This is a genomic window from Roseospira marina (assembly GCF_014197855.1).
GTDB lineage: Bacteria > Pseudomonadota > Alphaproteobacteria > Rhodospirillales > Rhodospirillaceae > Rhodospira > Rhodospira marina.
The window spans coordinates 1-12,511 of the sequence record NZ_JACIGJ010000010.1; the positions used below are offsets into that span (position 1 = coordinate 1).

General features: G+C 67.4%; 13 protein-coding genes. 2 read left to right on the forward strand and 11 right to left on the reverse strand.

The window, feature by feature from the left end:
• Positions 1-108 precede the first annotated feature (108 nt).
• From GGD82_RS13360 to GGD82_RS13380, 5 genes are all read right to left on the reverse strand, one after another.
• Entirely contained in the window at positions 109-441 is a 333-nt protein-coding gene (locus GGD82_RS13360; protein WP_150062738.1) for a hypothetical protein, read from the reverse strand.
• A 7-nt stretch (positions 442-448) separates the two neighbouring features.
• Entirely contained in the window at positions 449-1,972 is a 1,524-nt protein-coding gene (locus tag GGD82_RS13365) for an alkaline phosphatase D family protein (protein ID WP_150062739.1), read from the reverse strand.
• A gap of 182 nt (positions 1,973-2,154) precedes the next feature.
• Positions 2,155-3,219 (reverse strand): hypothetical protein, encoded by a 1,065-nt coding sequence (locus GGD82_RS13370; RefSeq protein WP_150062740.1) that lies wholly within the window; start codon positions 3,217-3,219, stop codon positions 2,155-2,157.
• Between the two features lie 358 nt (positions 3,220-3,577).
• Positions 3,578-5,410 carry a phosphoenolpyruvate carboxykinase (GTP) gene (locus GGD82_RS13375; RefSeq protein ID WP_150062741.1) on the reverse strand — a complete coding sequence of 611 codons (1,833 nt, stop codon included), beginning with the start codon at positions 5,408-5,410 and terminating at the stop codon, positions 3,578-3,580.
• A gap of 145 nt (positions 5,411-5,555) precedes the next feature.
• Complete coding sequence (locus GGD82_RS13380) at positions 5,556-6,311, reverse strand: PNPOx family protein (RefSeq protein ID WP_170284321.1); 756 nt, start codon at positions 6,309-6,311, stop codon at positions 5,556-5,558.
• 193 nt (positions 6,312-6,504) lie between these two features.
• On the opposite strand from GGD82_RS13380, the gene GGD82_RS13385 reads away from it, so the two are divergent.
• Positions 6,505-7,059: a copper chaperone PCu(A)C gene (locus GGD82_RS13385; protein ID WP_150062743.1), complete on the forward strand. Its 555-nt coding sequence runs from the start codon at positions 6,505-6,507 to the stop codon at positions 7,057-7,059.
• A gap of 67 nt (positions 7,060-7,126) precedes the next feature.
• Here the strand turns inward: GGD82_RS13385 and GGD82_RS13390 are convergent, their stop codons facing one another.
• The 6 genes from GGD82_RS13390 to rplU all read right to left on the reverse strand — a co-directional run bounded on the left by GGD82_RS13390 (position 7,127) and on the right by rplU (position 11,277).
• Entirely contained in the window at positions 7,127-7,360 is a 234-nt protein-coding gene (locus GGD82_RS13390; protein ID WP_150062744.1) for a BolA/IbaG family iron-sulfur metabolism protein, read from the reverse strand.
• Positions 7,361-7,478: 118 nt separating this feature from the next.
• Complete coding sequence (locus GGD82_RS13395; RefSeq protein WP_150062745.1) at positions 7,479-8,282, reverse strand: ABC transporter ATP-binding protein; 804 nt, start codon at positions 8,280-8,282, stop codon at positions 7,479-7,481.
• Positions 8,283-8,349: 67 nt separating this feature from the next.
• The gene (locus GGD82_RS13400) at positions 8,350-9,123 is read right to left on the reverse strand and encodes an MlaE family ABC transporter permease (RefSeq protein ID WP_150062746.1); all 774 of its coding nucleotides are present in this window, start codon (positions 9,121-9,123) and stop codon (positions 8,350-8,352) included.
• A gap of 62 nt (positions 9,124-9,185) precedes the next feature.
• Positions 9,186-10,310, reverse strand: coding sequence for an alanine racemase (gene alr / locus GGD82_RS13405; RefSeq protein WP_150062849.1), 1,125 nt, complete (start codon positions 10,308-10,310; stop codon positions 9,186-9,188).
• Between the two features lie 263 nt (positions 10,311-10,573).
• A complete protein-coding gene (rpmA, locus tag GGD82_RS13410; RefSeq protein ID WP_150062747.1) occupies positions 10,574-10,846 on the reverse strand; it encodes a 50S ribosomal protein L27 in 273 nt (90 codons plus the stop codon).
• 131 nt (positions 10,847-10,977) lie between these two features.
• The gene (gene rplU / locus GGD82_RS13415; protein ID WP_150062748.1) at positions 10,978-11,277 is read right to left on the reverse strand and encodes a 50S ribosomal protein L21; all 300 of its coding nucleotides are present in this window, start codon (positions 11,275-11,277) and stop codon (positions 10,978-10,980) included.
• A 310-nt stretch (positions 11,278-11,587) separates the two neighbouring features.
• Here rplU and GGD82_RS13420 point away from each other — a divergent pair, with 310 nt between their 5' ends.
• A complete protein-coding gene (locus tag GGD82_RS13420; RefSeq protein WP_150062749.1) occupies positions 11,588-12,508 on the forward strand; it encodes a DMT family transporter in 921 nt (306 codons plus the stop codon).
• The last annotated feature ends 3 nt before the right edge of the window (positions 12,509-12,511 follow it).

Here is a 12,511-nt window from a genome sequence, read left to right on the forward strand (position 1 = left end):
CAAAATTCGCTTGCCATGATCCAAACCCTGCCGTTTCTTCCCTTGAATCACGGCAGGTGCAATATCTCAATACCTTAATTGAGTTTTGACCCTAAGGGCGAGCGTGGTTTATTCGGTCGCCGGAGCGGCCGGCGTCGGCCCCCAGGCGGTGGCCAGATAGTCGAGCAGAACGCGGCGCTCGTCCGTGTTGGGGTGCGTGTCGTAGGCCTCGCTCATGCGGCGCACCTCCGACGCCCAGGCGGCCCGGTCCCGCCGTTGCTCCGTCAGCAGCATCCACCCCGCGCCATCCGGCAAGGGCGGATGACACCGGACGCAATGCTCCGCGATGATGCGGCGGGGCTCACCATCCGAAGCCTCCGCCGCGTGCGCCCCAATGGGAAGGACGGCCATCACAAGGACGGCCGCCACACCCAGGGCAGGCTGAAGACGCCCGGGGATCATGCGATCCTCAGGACTCGGGGGTCAGGGTCACGGTGTGCAGCGTCTCCCCCGCCAGATCCTTGAGCTGGACCGACATCATCCCGTCGGCGGCGATGTCGATCTGGCCGAAGAACTGCAGGCCGGCCGATGGCGGCAGGTTGGCCATGCCCCCCTCCGGCGCCTTCTCGTAGTCGACGGTGATGCCGAACGTGCCGTCCTTGTCGTTGGGGCCGAAGGTGCCAGCGTTGAGCGGGCCGGACACGAACTCCCAGAAGCCCTTGAAGTCTGGATACGCGGCCTTTTCCGGGTCGTAGTAGTGCGCCGCCGTGTAGTGCACATCGGCGGTCAGCCAGACCACGTTGGCGATATCCTCCGCCTTGATGAAGTGCAGCAGGTCGGCCATTTCCAGCTCGCGGCCCTTCGGCGCCCCATCGTCGGCGTTGGCGAGGTTCTCGAAGTGGTCGCCGTCGCGCACCACCAAACCGATCGGCATGTCGGAGGCGATGACCTTCCACGTTGCGGTGGAGGTCTTCAGTTCGCGCTTCAGCCACGCCACCTGGTCGGCGCCGAGGAACGCAGTGGCGTCGGACGCGGTCTCCTGAAGGTTCGCGGAGTTCGGGCCACGATAGGTGCGCATATCGATGAAGAAGACGTCCAGCAGCGGACCATACGAAAGCGTGCGATAGATCCGCTCGGTGGTCGCGTCGATGCGGCTCGGCGTGTACTCGGCGAACGCCTGCTTGGCGCGGGCGGACAGCAGGGCGACGCTCTTGACCGTATAGCGGTCGTCCGCCAGCACCTCCTGTGGGTACCAGTTGTTCAGCGTCTCGTGGTCGTCCCACTGCGCGAAGATGGGCACCGCCGCGTTGAAGGCGCGCACGTTCGCGTCCATCATATTGTAGCGGTAGGCGCCGCGGAACTCGTCCAGCGTCTCGGCGACCTTTTCCTTCTCCAGAATCGTCACGTTGGTCCAGGTGGTGCCGTCGGGCAACGCCACCTCGGCCTTGATCGGGCCGTCGGCGTAGATGTAGTCACCGGAGTGAATGAAGAAATCGGGCTCGACTTGGCGCATCGTCTCGTAAATACGCATGCCGCCCCAGGCTTCGTTGATGCCCCAACCCTGGCCGGCGGTGTCACCCGACCACACAAACCGCACCGGCGCGCGATCGGTGGGCGCGGTCTTGAATGCCCCCTCCACCGGCGCGCTTTCCACTGTCTGGTCCGCCAAGTCCTGGAAGATGACGCGGTAGTGGATCGTCTGACCGGCCGGGAGGCCCTCCAGGACCATCTTCGCGGTCAGGTCGCTGGTCTCCAGCGCGGCCGGACCGACCACGCGGGTCGCGTCGGCGAAGTCCGCGTCGGTGCACCATTCCACGATCATCCGCGCCTCGCGGTCGGCGCGCCCCCAGATGACGGCGGAGTCGGCGGTCACATCACCGCTCTGCACCCCATAGGGCTGGGTGGGGACATCGGTGGCGCGGACCGGCGACGCGACGGCCAACGCGAGCGCGACGGCGGTCGAGGCCAGCCCGAAACGGATCGAAAAGATCACGGCGGTTCCTCCAGGAGCACGACATGGACGGGCAGCGCGAGCGGCCCCGTCGTCCCGGAGCTGTCCCGCAGGGTTCCCAGTTTAGGATCCCTGCGTTGCGGCCCCGTGACCGGTCGTTGAACTTGCCGTGAATCCTGAAACCGTGAAGGGGATCGCCGAAGGCGTGCGACCGGCGGCGGCCGTCAGCTCAGCAACGCCATCATCGGCGCCGAATCCTCGATCTTGGTGATGTTGTCGAGGCCCTGGCGGATGTCGGACATGATGAACTCCGAGCGCTTGACCGGGCCGCCGGTGGTAGGCTTCGGGAACAGCCGAATCCACGCATTCATCTTCACCGTCAGGCCGCACAGCACGCCGCCGATGGTGACGTGGTAGGCCTGAATCAGCTCCTTGACCTTCTGGAACCGGTCGGCGGAGATGTCCTCCCACATGGCCTTGGTCGAGCGTTCGAAGTTTTCGAACCGGCCGGTGATGGCGGCCGTCAGCTCGTTTATGGTGTTTTCGATCATGTCGCAGTTGCGCAGCAGGTTCTGGTCCTGGCGCAACTGGTAGTTCTTGCGGATGTCGTACATGGAGGCCAGGAATACATCGAGCAGCGGCGTCAGCCGATCCAGGCACTGCTTGTAGTACGACAGCGACAGGAAGATGTCGCCGTAATCTTCCAGGAAGGTCGGCACCTCAAGGATTTCGATGCCCAGGGCATCGGCCATCTGTTGCAGACGCTGGCGCGCGCGCTTGATATCCGGGTCGCGGAACAGGCCGACGACGTCCTCGAACCGCTCCACCTGGACGTCTTCCCCACCGTAGATCTCGGCGATCAGCGGGCGGGTGAACTGCGTCATGTAGTGGGTCAGTTCCTGGTTCTTTTCCGGCGAGAGCTGAAGGTCGGCGGCGTTGGCCAGCGGCACACCGATCTTGCGCAGCATGATCCGCAGCGAAAACACGTCATAGCTGTGCAGGGTGGAAAGCTTGCGGATAATGACGTGGTCGGGATGGACCTCGTCCGTCGGCCAGTTCAGGAGCTTGGGCAGGTCCGAAATCTCGATCTGGCCGCTGCCGGTCTGCACATCCGAGAACAACTCAATCACGCTGCGAAGCTGCGCGTTCTTGATCATCCGCGCCTGACGCAGCGCGGGCGTCTTCAGCGGAATGAAGGACAGGGGCAGGGTGAACAGGGAGTCCATGTCCCCGTCCTCGATGGGATTGAGGCCTTTCGGCTCGGCTTCATAGCCCCCCGAGACCGTCATGGGTTCACTCTCCCCTATTTGGCAACATTCTGTACGGCGTCATGGTACCGGGTTCAGCCCCCGGTGCCCATGGGAAACCGACGCCCTGGACTATGGGTATACAGGAGGATACGGGCTTGGGGTGCCCATCGACGGCGTTCCCACGCGGGAGTCGGCCGCTTCGGGACGGCGCGAGAGGGGGACGCCGGAAAGCACGTCCTCCCAAAAAACACCCCCGCCGGACGGACATCCGACGGGGGCGTGGTCTTGTCGGCGCGGCGTGGTCGCCACCCCATCTCCCCACCGATAGGGCAAGGGCTCCGGATCAGCCCGCCGCGAACATACGACGGCTTATGCCGACGTGATTACGCCGAGGTGATTACGCCGACTTGGGCAGTTCCCAGACCTCCGGCGCACTTTCCAGCTCGGCCAGCATCAGGTCGCGCATGGAGGCGATTTCCTTCGGAAGGCGATCGCCGAACTTATCGAACAGATCGGCCTGGGTCTGCACCTCGCGCAGAGCCTTTTCCTTCTCCACGGTCATGATGCGGTTGTAGAGCGCCTGGTCGAAGGTCAGACCGTTCCAGTTGATGTCCGTGTAGGCCGGCACGTTGCCGAGCGGGCTTTCCACGGCATGGGCGCGGCCCTTGACACGGTCCACGATCCACTCCAGCGCGCGCATGTTGTCGCCGAAGCCCGGCCAGATGAACTTGCCGTTCTCGTCCTTGCGGAACCAGTTGACCCGGTAGATGTGCGGCAGGTTTCCGGCCAGCTTGTGACCCAGGGTCAGCCAGTGCTGCCAGTAGTCGGCCATGTTGTAGCCGCAGAACGGCAGCATGGCGAACGGATCACGCCGCAGGTCGCCCGGCTTGCCCTCGGCAGCGGCCGTCATCTCGGAGCCCATGGTGGCGGCGAGGTAGACGCCGTGGGTCCAGTCCTTGGCCTCGAACACCAGCGGGAAGTTGGAGGCCACGCGCCCCCCGAACAGGAACGCCTCGACCGGCACGCCGGCGGGGTCCTCCCAGGCCTCGTCCAGGGACGGGCACTGGCTGAGCGGCGCGGTGAAGCGGGCGTTCGGGTGCGCCGCCGGACGACCGCAGCCCGGGGTCCAGTCCTGGCCCTTCCAATCGATCAGGTGCGCCGGCGCCTCGTCGGTCATGCCTTCCCACCACACGTCCCCGTCGTCGGTCAGCGCGACGTTGGTGAAGATGCAGTTGGAGTGCAGCGACTCCATGGCGTTCGGGTTGGACTTCATGGACGTGCCCGGCGCCACGCCGAAGAAGCCGTATTCCGGGTTGATCGCGCGCAGGCGACCCTCGGCGTCCGGCTTGATCCAGGCGATGTCGTCGCCAACGGTCGTGACCTCCCAGCCCTCGTAGCCCTTGGGCGGGATCAGCATGGCGAAGTTGGTCTTGCCGCAGGCGCTGGGGAAGGCGCCGCAGACGTAGGTCTTCTCGCCGCGCGGGTTCTTCACGCCCAGGATGAGCATGTGCTCGGCCATCCAGCCCTCGTCGCGGGCCTTCACCGAGGCGATGCGCAGCGCGAAGCACTTCTTGCCCAGCAGAGCGTTGCCGCCGTAGCCGGACCCGAAGGACCAGATCTCGCGCGTCTCCGGATAGTGCACGATGTACTTGGTGTCGTTGCAGGGCCAGGCCACGTCCTGGACCCCGTCGGCCAGCGGCATGCCGACCGAGTGGACGCAGGGGATGAACTCGCCGTCATCGCCCAGCACGTCCAGCGCGGCCTGCCCCATGCGGGTCATGATGCGCATGTTGGTCGCGACGTAGGCGGAGTCGGAAATCTCCACGCCGATCTCCGAAATATCAGAGCCGAGCGGCCCCATGGAGAACGGAATCACGTACATGGTGCGGCCGCGCATACAGCCGTCGAACAGGCCGTTCAGCGTGGAGCGCATCTCGGCCGGAGCCATCCAGTTGTTGGTCGGCCCGGCGTCTTCCTTGGTTTCCGAACAGATGAAGGTCCGGCTTTCGACGCGGGCGACGTCGCTGGGGTCGGAGCGGCAGAGGAAGCTGTTGCCGCGCTTTTCCGGATTCAGGCGGATGTACGAGCCGCCCTCGACCAGAAGGGCGCACAGGCGATCATATTCTTCCTGGCTGCCGTCGCACCATTCAATGCGGTCCGGCTTGGTCAGGGCGGCGATTTCGTCCACCCAGGCGAGCAGCTTGGCGTGTTTTGTCGGGGCACCGGTCATCTCGTCACCTCCCGTTGGTGCATAAGATCATGCAAGTTCGAAGCATACTGAGCAAAAGGGTAATCAGATCCGGCCGGCCGAACAACAGGATCAGGCCTGTTTTGGGCGCAGACCGGCGGCGGACGACGGCGCCGCGACGGCGGGGTCACGGCGCACCGTCCAGGATGGTATCGAGAGCGGCATCCAGAGCCTCCGGTCCGTCCAGTGGACCGGGAAAGGCCACCCGGTACGCCGGAGCGGCGGAGTCCGGATCAGACGCGGATTCGGGACAGAGATCGAGCCCGTCCGCGTCAAGCGCCACGGCACGCACCGCGCGCCCCCGACAAAGGCGCGCCAGATCGCGGCCGCGGGTTTCGTTCAGCCGCGCGCAGGCGTCGGCTTCGGCGGCTGAAAACGCCGCCGCGATGGCCGGCGGCACCCGATAGGCGGCCGGATCGTCGATCTGGTAGGCGACTCCGAACCCCTCGACAACGTGGACCCGGTCCACGGCCAGCCGGTACATGGCGAAATCGGCAAACGCCGCATAGCGCGCGGCGGCGGGGTGACGGGCCAGGAAGCGCCCGCGAGACGCCGGCTCTGGGTCGGCGTGAAGCCGGCCGACCAGGGTGACTCGCGCGTCCTCCTGCGGGTTCGCATGCGGCACCGTGGAGTCGGTGATCAGCAGGGCGGAGCGGGAGTCGGCGATCACGTTACGGGTGTGCTCGGCCAAGGAGGACAACAGCAGAAGCGGGGCACCCGCTCCGTTCGTCGCAAGGGTCACGAGAGACGCAAACGGAGCGCCCCCTTCCGGTTCAAGTCCCGCCCCGATCGTGGACAGGGCCGCCCGATCGGCGCCCCGCACCAAACGGCGCGCGGCGTGGGACCGGGAGAATTCAGGACGGGGGGCACTCGGGTCCGACATGGCGGCGCAGTCTGCCCTTTTTGTGCGAGAGGGTCCAGAGCGATTAAGCGATTGCATCATATGCGTTTGGCGCATGATTCCGTGCCCGCAACGACGCATCTGTCTTGCCCTGGTCCGGCCGCAACAGCATGTTTGAAGCTCCCGGAGGTCCCGCGACGCCCGGGGATCCCGTCACAGCAAAGGAACTCGGCCCATGGCTGTCCGCCCGTCTCCGTTCGCCGTCCTGTCAGCCTTGCCCCTGGCGCTCGCAATCGCCGCCGCTCCCCTGACCGCCGCCACACCGGCCCAGGCTGCCGCCGTGACCCCTGAAGCCATCGTTGGCGACCTGACGGTCACCGACGCTTGGGCCCGTGCGTCCGCCGGCATGGCGCGCGCCGGCGCGGCCTTCGTCACCATCCGCAACGACGGCGCCGCCGACCGGCTGATCGCGGCGGATGCCGATGTCTCCCGCGTCGTGGAACTGCACACCCACATCATGGATGGCGACGTCATGCGCATGCGCAAGGTGGACGCCATCGACGTGCCGGGTGGGGAAACCACCACGCTGCAACCGGGTGGTTTGCATGTCATGTTGATCGACCTGCATGCCCCGCTCGCCGAGGGCCAGACGTTTCCGCTGTCGCTGACGTTCGAACAGGCCGGGACGGTCGATGTTCAGGTGACGGTCACCGGCGTTGGTGCCATGGGGGCCGACGGGCATGGCGGACCGGAGGGGGGCGACATGACCCACGACGCCCCGATGGACTGAGGAGGCGGTCGGCCGGCTGGTCCGGAGGGCGCGTTGTCCCTCCGGCCGGCGTGGGGTCCCGCCCAGGTTAGTCCGGCGCCTTGGTCTGGAGCGCCAGGGCGTGCAGCTCGCCGCCGACCTTGCCCTTGAGCGCGGCATAGACCATCTGGTGCTGCTGCACGCGCGTCTTGCCCCGAAAGGCCTCCGCGACGATGTTGGCGGCGTAGTGGTCGCCGTCCCCCTGGAAGTCGTCGATCTCCACCTGAGCGTCGGGGAACGCTTCCACGATCATGCTCTTCAGGGTACCGGCGTCCATGGCCATGGTCGGGGGTGCTCCTCAATGGGGTGTGGGGTGAAGCCTGGGTCACACCCTATCCAATCCCCGGCCATCCCGCCAGCCTATCCCGTCACCGTTGTGCGCTGCCGTCAGCCGGCCGCCATCATCCGGCTTGGGCCTCCGCCTCTTCGGTGATGGGACCGTCGGCGCGCCCATGGACGAACTGGTCCACGTGCGCGTTGCCGCTGTCGAACACCTCCTTGGCGGCGCCGACCCAGATGAGCCGCCCCTTGTAGAGCATGGCGATGCGGTCGCCGATCTTGGTGGCGCTGGCCATGTCGTGGGTAATCGACAGCGCAGTGGCGCCCAGCTCCTTGGTCGTCGCCACGATCAGGTCGTTGATGACGTCGGCCATGATCGGATCCAGACCGGTCGTGGGCTCGTCGAAGAACACGATGTCGGGTTGCGCGGCGATGGCCCGGGCCAGACCGACGCGCTTCTGCATGCCGCCGGACAGCTCCGCCGGGTATAGATCGGCAACCCGGCGGCGCAGCCCGACCTGGTCCAGACAGTCCATGGCGCGGGCACGCGCCGCGAAACGGCTGGTCTGCCGGCCCTGGATCAGGCCGAAGGCCACGTTCTCCCACACCGGAAGGCTGTCGAACAGCGCCGCGCCCTGGAACAGCATGCCGATGTGCGCGTTGACACGGTCACGGGCGCGCCCGGTCAGGCCGACGGTCTCGGCGCCGTCGACCTCGATGGAGCCGGAGTCCGGCCGCAGCAGACCCAGCACGCACTTCAGCAGCACGGACTTGCCGGTGCCCGAGCCACCGATCACCACCATCGACTCCCCAGCGGCGATATCCAAGCCGATGCCGTCGAGCACGACGTTGGCCCCGAACCGCTTGCGGACATCGCGCAGGCGGAGTTTCGGCGCATCGGGGTCGGAGGCATTGGGTCCGTTCATGGTCCGTCCGTCCGTGGTTCACACCGGCGCCGCCGGTGCGGCCGTCCTTTGCCCGGCGACACGCCCCTTACTGGGCGAAGAAAAGCTCGGTGATCATGTAGTTCAGGATCAGGATCAGGATCGAGGCGCTGACCACCGCGTTGGTCGTCGCCGCGCCCACACCCTGCGCGCCACCCCGCGAATGGTAGCCGTGGTAGCAGCCCATCAGCGCGATGACGAAACCGAACACAGCCGCCTTGATGAGGCCGGAGACGACGTCCAGAACCTGCAGGAACTCGGCGGTTCGCGCGATGTAGGTGGCGGGGTTGAAGCCCAGCTTGGTCGTGCCGATCACATAGCCGCCGAACACGCCGATGATGTCGCCCACCAGCACCAGCAGCGGCAGCATGGTCACGCCAGCGATCAGGCGCGGCGCCACCAGGTACTTGAACGGGTTGGTCGACAACGTCGACAGGGCGTCGATCTGCTCGGTCACCCGCATGGTGCCGATCTCGGCGGCCATGGCCGCGCCGATGCGCCCGGCGACCATCAGGCCCGCCAGCACCGGCCCCAACTCGCGGGTCAGGGAGATCACCACCACCGTGGCCACCGCGCCCTCGGCCGAAAAGCGGGCGAAGCCGGTGTGGCTTTGCAGCGCCAGCACCATCCCGGAGAACAGGGTGGTCAGCCCGACCACGGGCAGCGAGTAGTACCCGATCTCCACCATCTGACGGGCGATCAAACGCGGATAGAACGGCGGCCGCACCATGTGGCTGACGGCGCGCCCCGTGAAGATGGAAAAGCGCCCGACCTGGAGCACGAACGCCAGAAACACACGCCCCACGATGGCCAGAAAGTTCACGCCGTCCTGTCCTTTCCGTCCCCGTCCACGCTCCCCCCCCACGCAGCCGCCCTCCGGCCGGTTTAGGGCACGGGGCGGTGCACGTGGTGCCGGGCGAAGCGCGGCCCCAGCGTGGTCAGGATTTCATAACCGATGGTGCCGGCCCGCGCCGCCAGATCGTCCACCGGGTTGAACGGCCCGATTAAGTCAATCAGGTCGCCGGCCCGGACCGGTCGGTCGTCGGGCACCGCACTGACATCGAAGGTCACCAGATCCATGGACACCCGCCCGACCAGCGGCACGGGTGTCTCCCCTATGTAACCCACGATCAGGCCGCTCGACGCACGGGGGAGACCGTCAGCATACCCGACTCCCACGGTCGCAATCCGCGTACCCGTCGCGGCCCTGTGTCCGGCACCATATCCAACGGTCGCGGGAGCGTCAACGTGGCGCACCTGCAGCACCCGGGCCTGAAGACGGATCACGTCGGCCATCGGATTCGGCCGACCGGACGTCGGGTTAACGCCGTACAGCGCCACGCCCGGACGCACCAGATCGTGGTGCGCGTCCACCCCGATGAAGATGCCCGAGGAGTTGGCGAGGCTTCCCGGCACGCCGGGCAAGGCCGCGCGCGCCGCCCGGAAGGTTTCGAGCTGGCGCGGCGTCAGGGGATGCCCGGGTTCATCGGCGCAGGCCAGATGGCTCATCACCAGCACCAGCGGCACCGCCGGGGGGGGCCCACCGGCGGCCACCAGCGCGGCCAGTTCCTTTGCGCTCAGGCCCAGACGGGTCATGCCGGTGTCGACGTGCAGCGCGGCCGGCAACGCCCGCTCGCGGACCCGGGCGTGAGCCGCCCACCCCTCCATCTGCTCCGGACTGTTGAGCACGGGAATCAGCCCCGCGGCGACGAACTCCGGCTCCGTGCCCGGGGTCGGACCCGAGAGCACAAACACGCGGGCGTCGGCGGGCAGCGTCGGGGCCACCCGGAGACCTTCCTCAAGCTGAGCGACGAAGAACGTGCGGCAGCCCGCACCGCAAAGCGCATGGGCCACCGTGACCGCGCCCAGCCCATAGCCATTGGCCTTAATGACGCCGCCACACTCGGCGCCCGGCGCCAGCCGCGCGCGCAGGGTCCGCCAGTTCGCGGCCAGCGCACCGAGATCGACGGTCAGGATGCCGCCGGCGCGGGGATCGGCAAGGGCGTCCATCGCCGGAACGGTCGAGGCGGGTCCGGTCACGGCTCCGGTCTCCTCGTAAGCGGGCGGGGGTGCACGGACAAGGTCCGCGGGCGGAACAAAGCCCGGCTCCGGGGGCCTCGGGCCGGCGACGTCACGCCCGCCCGCCCCCGGCACACAAAAGCGGACGGCGCCACTCCGCCCCGCTCGGGGCCTGGATGGCGCGCCGTCCGCTTTTGAAAGCGTCGGGGTATCGCACGCGCCCCGGTCCGCCGACACGGGGCACGGTCCGCCGATCACTCGGCGGCTTCGGCCACCACGGGCTCGACCGACACGAAGGTGCGACGCTTGAAGCCCTTGGTGAACTTCACGCGACCGTTGGTCAGTGCGAACAGGGTATGGTCCTTGCCGATACCGACGTTCTCGCCCGGGTGCCACTTGGTCCCGCGCTGGCGCACGATGATGTTGCCGGCGAGGACGGCCTCGTCCCCGTACTTCTTGACGCCGAGGCGACGACCTGCGGAGTCGCGCCCGTTGCGGGAGGACCCGCCTGCCTTCTTATGAGCCATGATGCTCTCCTCAACTCGTCCCGGGCGCGCTTTCAAAACGCGCCCGTGCGGTCATCCACCCGGCGCGCGCGGTCGCGTCACCGGAGGGCACCGCCCGATGGATCCACCGAATCCCTTGGCCGGCAAATGCCTTAGCCGGCGATATCGGTGATGCGCACGCGGGTCAGGGTCTGCCGATGACCGCGCTTGCGGCGGTGGTTCTGGCGCCGCTGCTTCTTGAACACGATCACCTTCTTGTCCTTGAAGGTGCGTTCCACGGTGGCCGAAACCGAGGCGCCAGCCACGGTCGGAGCGCCGACCTTGTCGCCGACCATCAGCACTTCGTCGAACGTGATGCTGGCGCCGTCCTCGACTTCCAGCTTCTCGATGTCAAGGACATCGTCCTTGGCGACCTTGTACTGCTTGCCGCCGGTCTTGATCACTGCGAACATGACGTCGTCACTCGTTGGAGCACGGGGAACAGGGTCGCCGCGCACTGACCCCTTTTATAGGCGGGCCTTCACGACGCGGCGGGCAATAACGACCCGGGCAGCCGCTGAACAGCGCCGCCTCGGGAGCGCGACACTCTAATGATGGCCCCTCCGGAGTCAAGCGTTTTCGCGGCCCGCCCGTGACCGCCCCCCCCCTCAACCTAAATCGCTTGGCGCCCGCGCCCGGATACCCCATGGTAACGCGCGCCGCTACCATACCGTGGCCTTGCCGCTGCCGTCATCCTCGTCCTCAGCCCTGATCCCGTCCCCCATGCCGACCACAGCCACCCCGCGCGCCCTTCTAATCGCCGCCATGCCGGCGCTGTTCGTCGTCCTGTGGAGCACCGGCTTCATTGGCGCGCGCTTCGTCCTGCCCCATTCCGAACCGCTGACGTTCCTGGCGCTTCGCTTCGCCCTCACCGCCGTGCTGTTCCTACCGGTGGTCTGGCTGACCCGCGCGCGCTGGCCCAGCCGGCCGGCGCTGTTCGGCCACGCCGCCGTAACCGGGCTGCTGCTCCACGGCATCTATCTGGCCGGGGTGTTCCAGGGCATCGAATGGGGCATGCCGGCGGGTCTGGCCTCGCTGATCGTCGGCCTTCAGCCGCTGTTGACCGCCGTAGCGGCGGGGCCGCTGCTAGGCGAGCGCATCTCGGCCCGGCAGTGGGCCGGCCTGGGACTCGGGCTGGCCGGCGTCGTCCTGGTGCTGGGCGAGAAGATGGCCCCGGCGGGCGCGACGCTGTTCCAGGGCTTCGGCTGGCCGGCTGTCGCCGTCTGCCTGTTCGCCCTGGTGGGGATCACGGCCGGCACCCTGTATCAGAAGCGGTTTTGCAACGGCCTCGATCCGCGCACCGGCGCGGTGGTCCAGTTCGGAGCCGGCACCGTACTCATGGTGGCGCTGGCGCTGCTGACCGGCGAGGACACCACCATCGCGTGGACGCCCGAATTCGTGTTTGGGCTGGTCTGGCTGGTGGTGGTTCTGTCGGTGGGCGCGGTCACGCTGCTGATGGTGCTGCTGCGGATGGGCGAGGCGGCCCGGGTCGCCAGCCTGTTCTACCTCGTGCCGCCGGTCACGGCGTTGATCGCCTGGCTGCTGTTCGACGAGCGGCTGGGACCGGTCGCGCTGTCGGGCATGGCGGTGGCGGTGCTGGGCGTGGCGATGACCTCAGGCCGGAGGCGCCCCAAGGCGGCCTAGGGT

What these genes read in the sequence shown, in the direction of transcription:
- GGD82_RS13360 (WP_150062738.1), bottom strand. Translation starts at nt 441, where the DNA reads ATGATCCCCGGGCGTCTTCAGCCTGCCCTGGGTGTGGCGGCCGTCCTT.
- GGD82_RS13370 (WP_150062740.1), bottom strand. Translation starts at nt 3,219, where the DNA reads ATGACGGTCTCGGGGGGCTATGAAGCCGAGCCGAAAGGCCTCAATCCC.
- GGD82_RS13375 (WP_150062741.1), bottom strand. Translation starts at nt 5,410, where the DNA reads ATGACCGGTGCCCCGACAAAACACGCCAAGCTGCTCGCCTGGGTGGAC.
- GGD82_RS13380 (WP_170284321.1), bottom strand. Translation starts at nt 6,311, where the DNA reads ATGTCGGACCCGAGTGCCCCCCGTCCTGAATTCTCCCGGTCCCACGCC.
- GGD82_RS13385 (WP_150062743.1), top strand. Translation starts at nt 6,505, where the DNA reads ATGGCTGTCCGCCCGTCTCCGTTCGCCGTCCTGTCAGCCTTGCCCCTG.
- GGD82_RS13390 (WP_150062744.1), bottom strand. Translation starts at nt 7,360, where the DNA reads ATGGCCATGGACGCCGGTACCCTGAAGAGCATGATCGTGGAAGCGTTC.
- GGD82_RS13395 (WP_150062745.1), bottom strand. Translation starts at nt 8,282, where the DNA reads ATGAACGGACCCAATGCCTCCGACCCCGATGCGCCGAAACTCCGCCTG.
- alr (WP_150062849.1), bottom strand. Translation starts at nt 10,310, where the DNA reads ATGGACGCCCTTGCCGATCCCCGCGCCGGCGGCATCCTGACCGTCGAT.
- rpmA (WP_150062747.1), bottom strand. Translation starts at nt 10,846, where the DNA reads ATGGCTCATAAGAAGGCAGGCGGGTCCTCCCGCAACGGGCGCGACTCC.
- rplU (WP_150062748.1), bottom strand. Translation starts at nt 11,277, where the DNA reads ATGTTCGCAGTGATCAAGACCGGCGGCAAGCAGTACAAGGTCGCCAAG.
- GGD82_RS13420 (WP_150062749.1), top strand. Translation starts at nt 11,588, where the DNA reads ATGCCGACCACAGCCACCCCGCGCGCCCTTCTAATCGCCGCCATGCCG.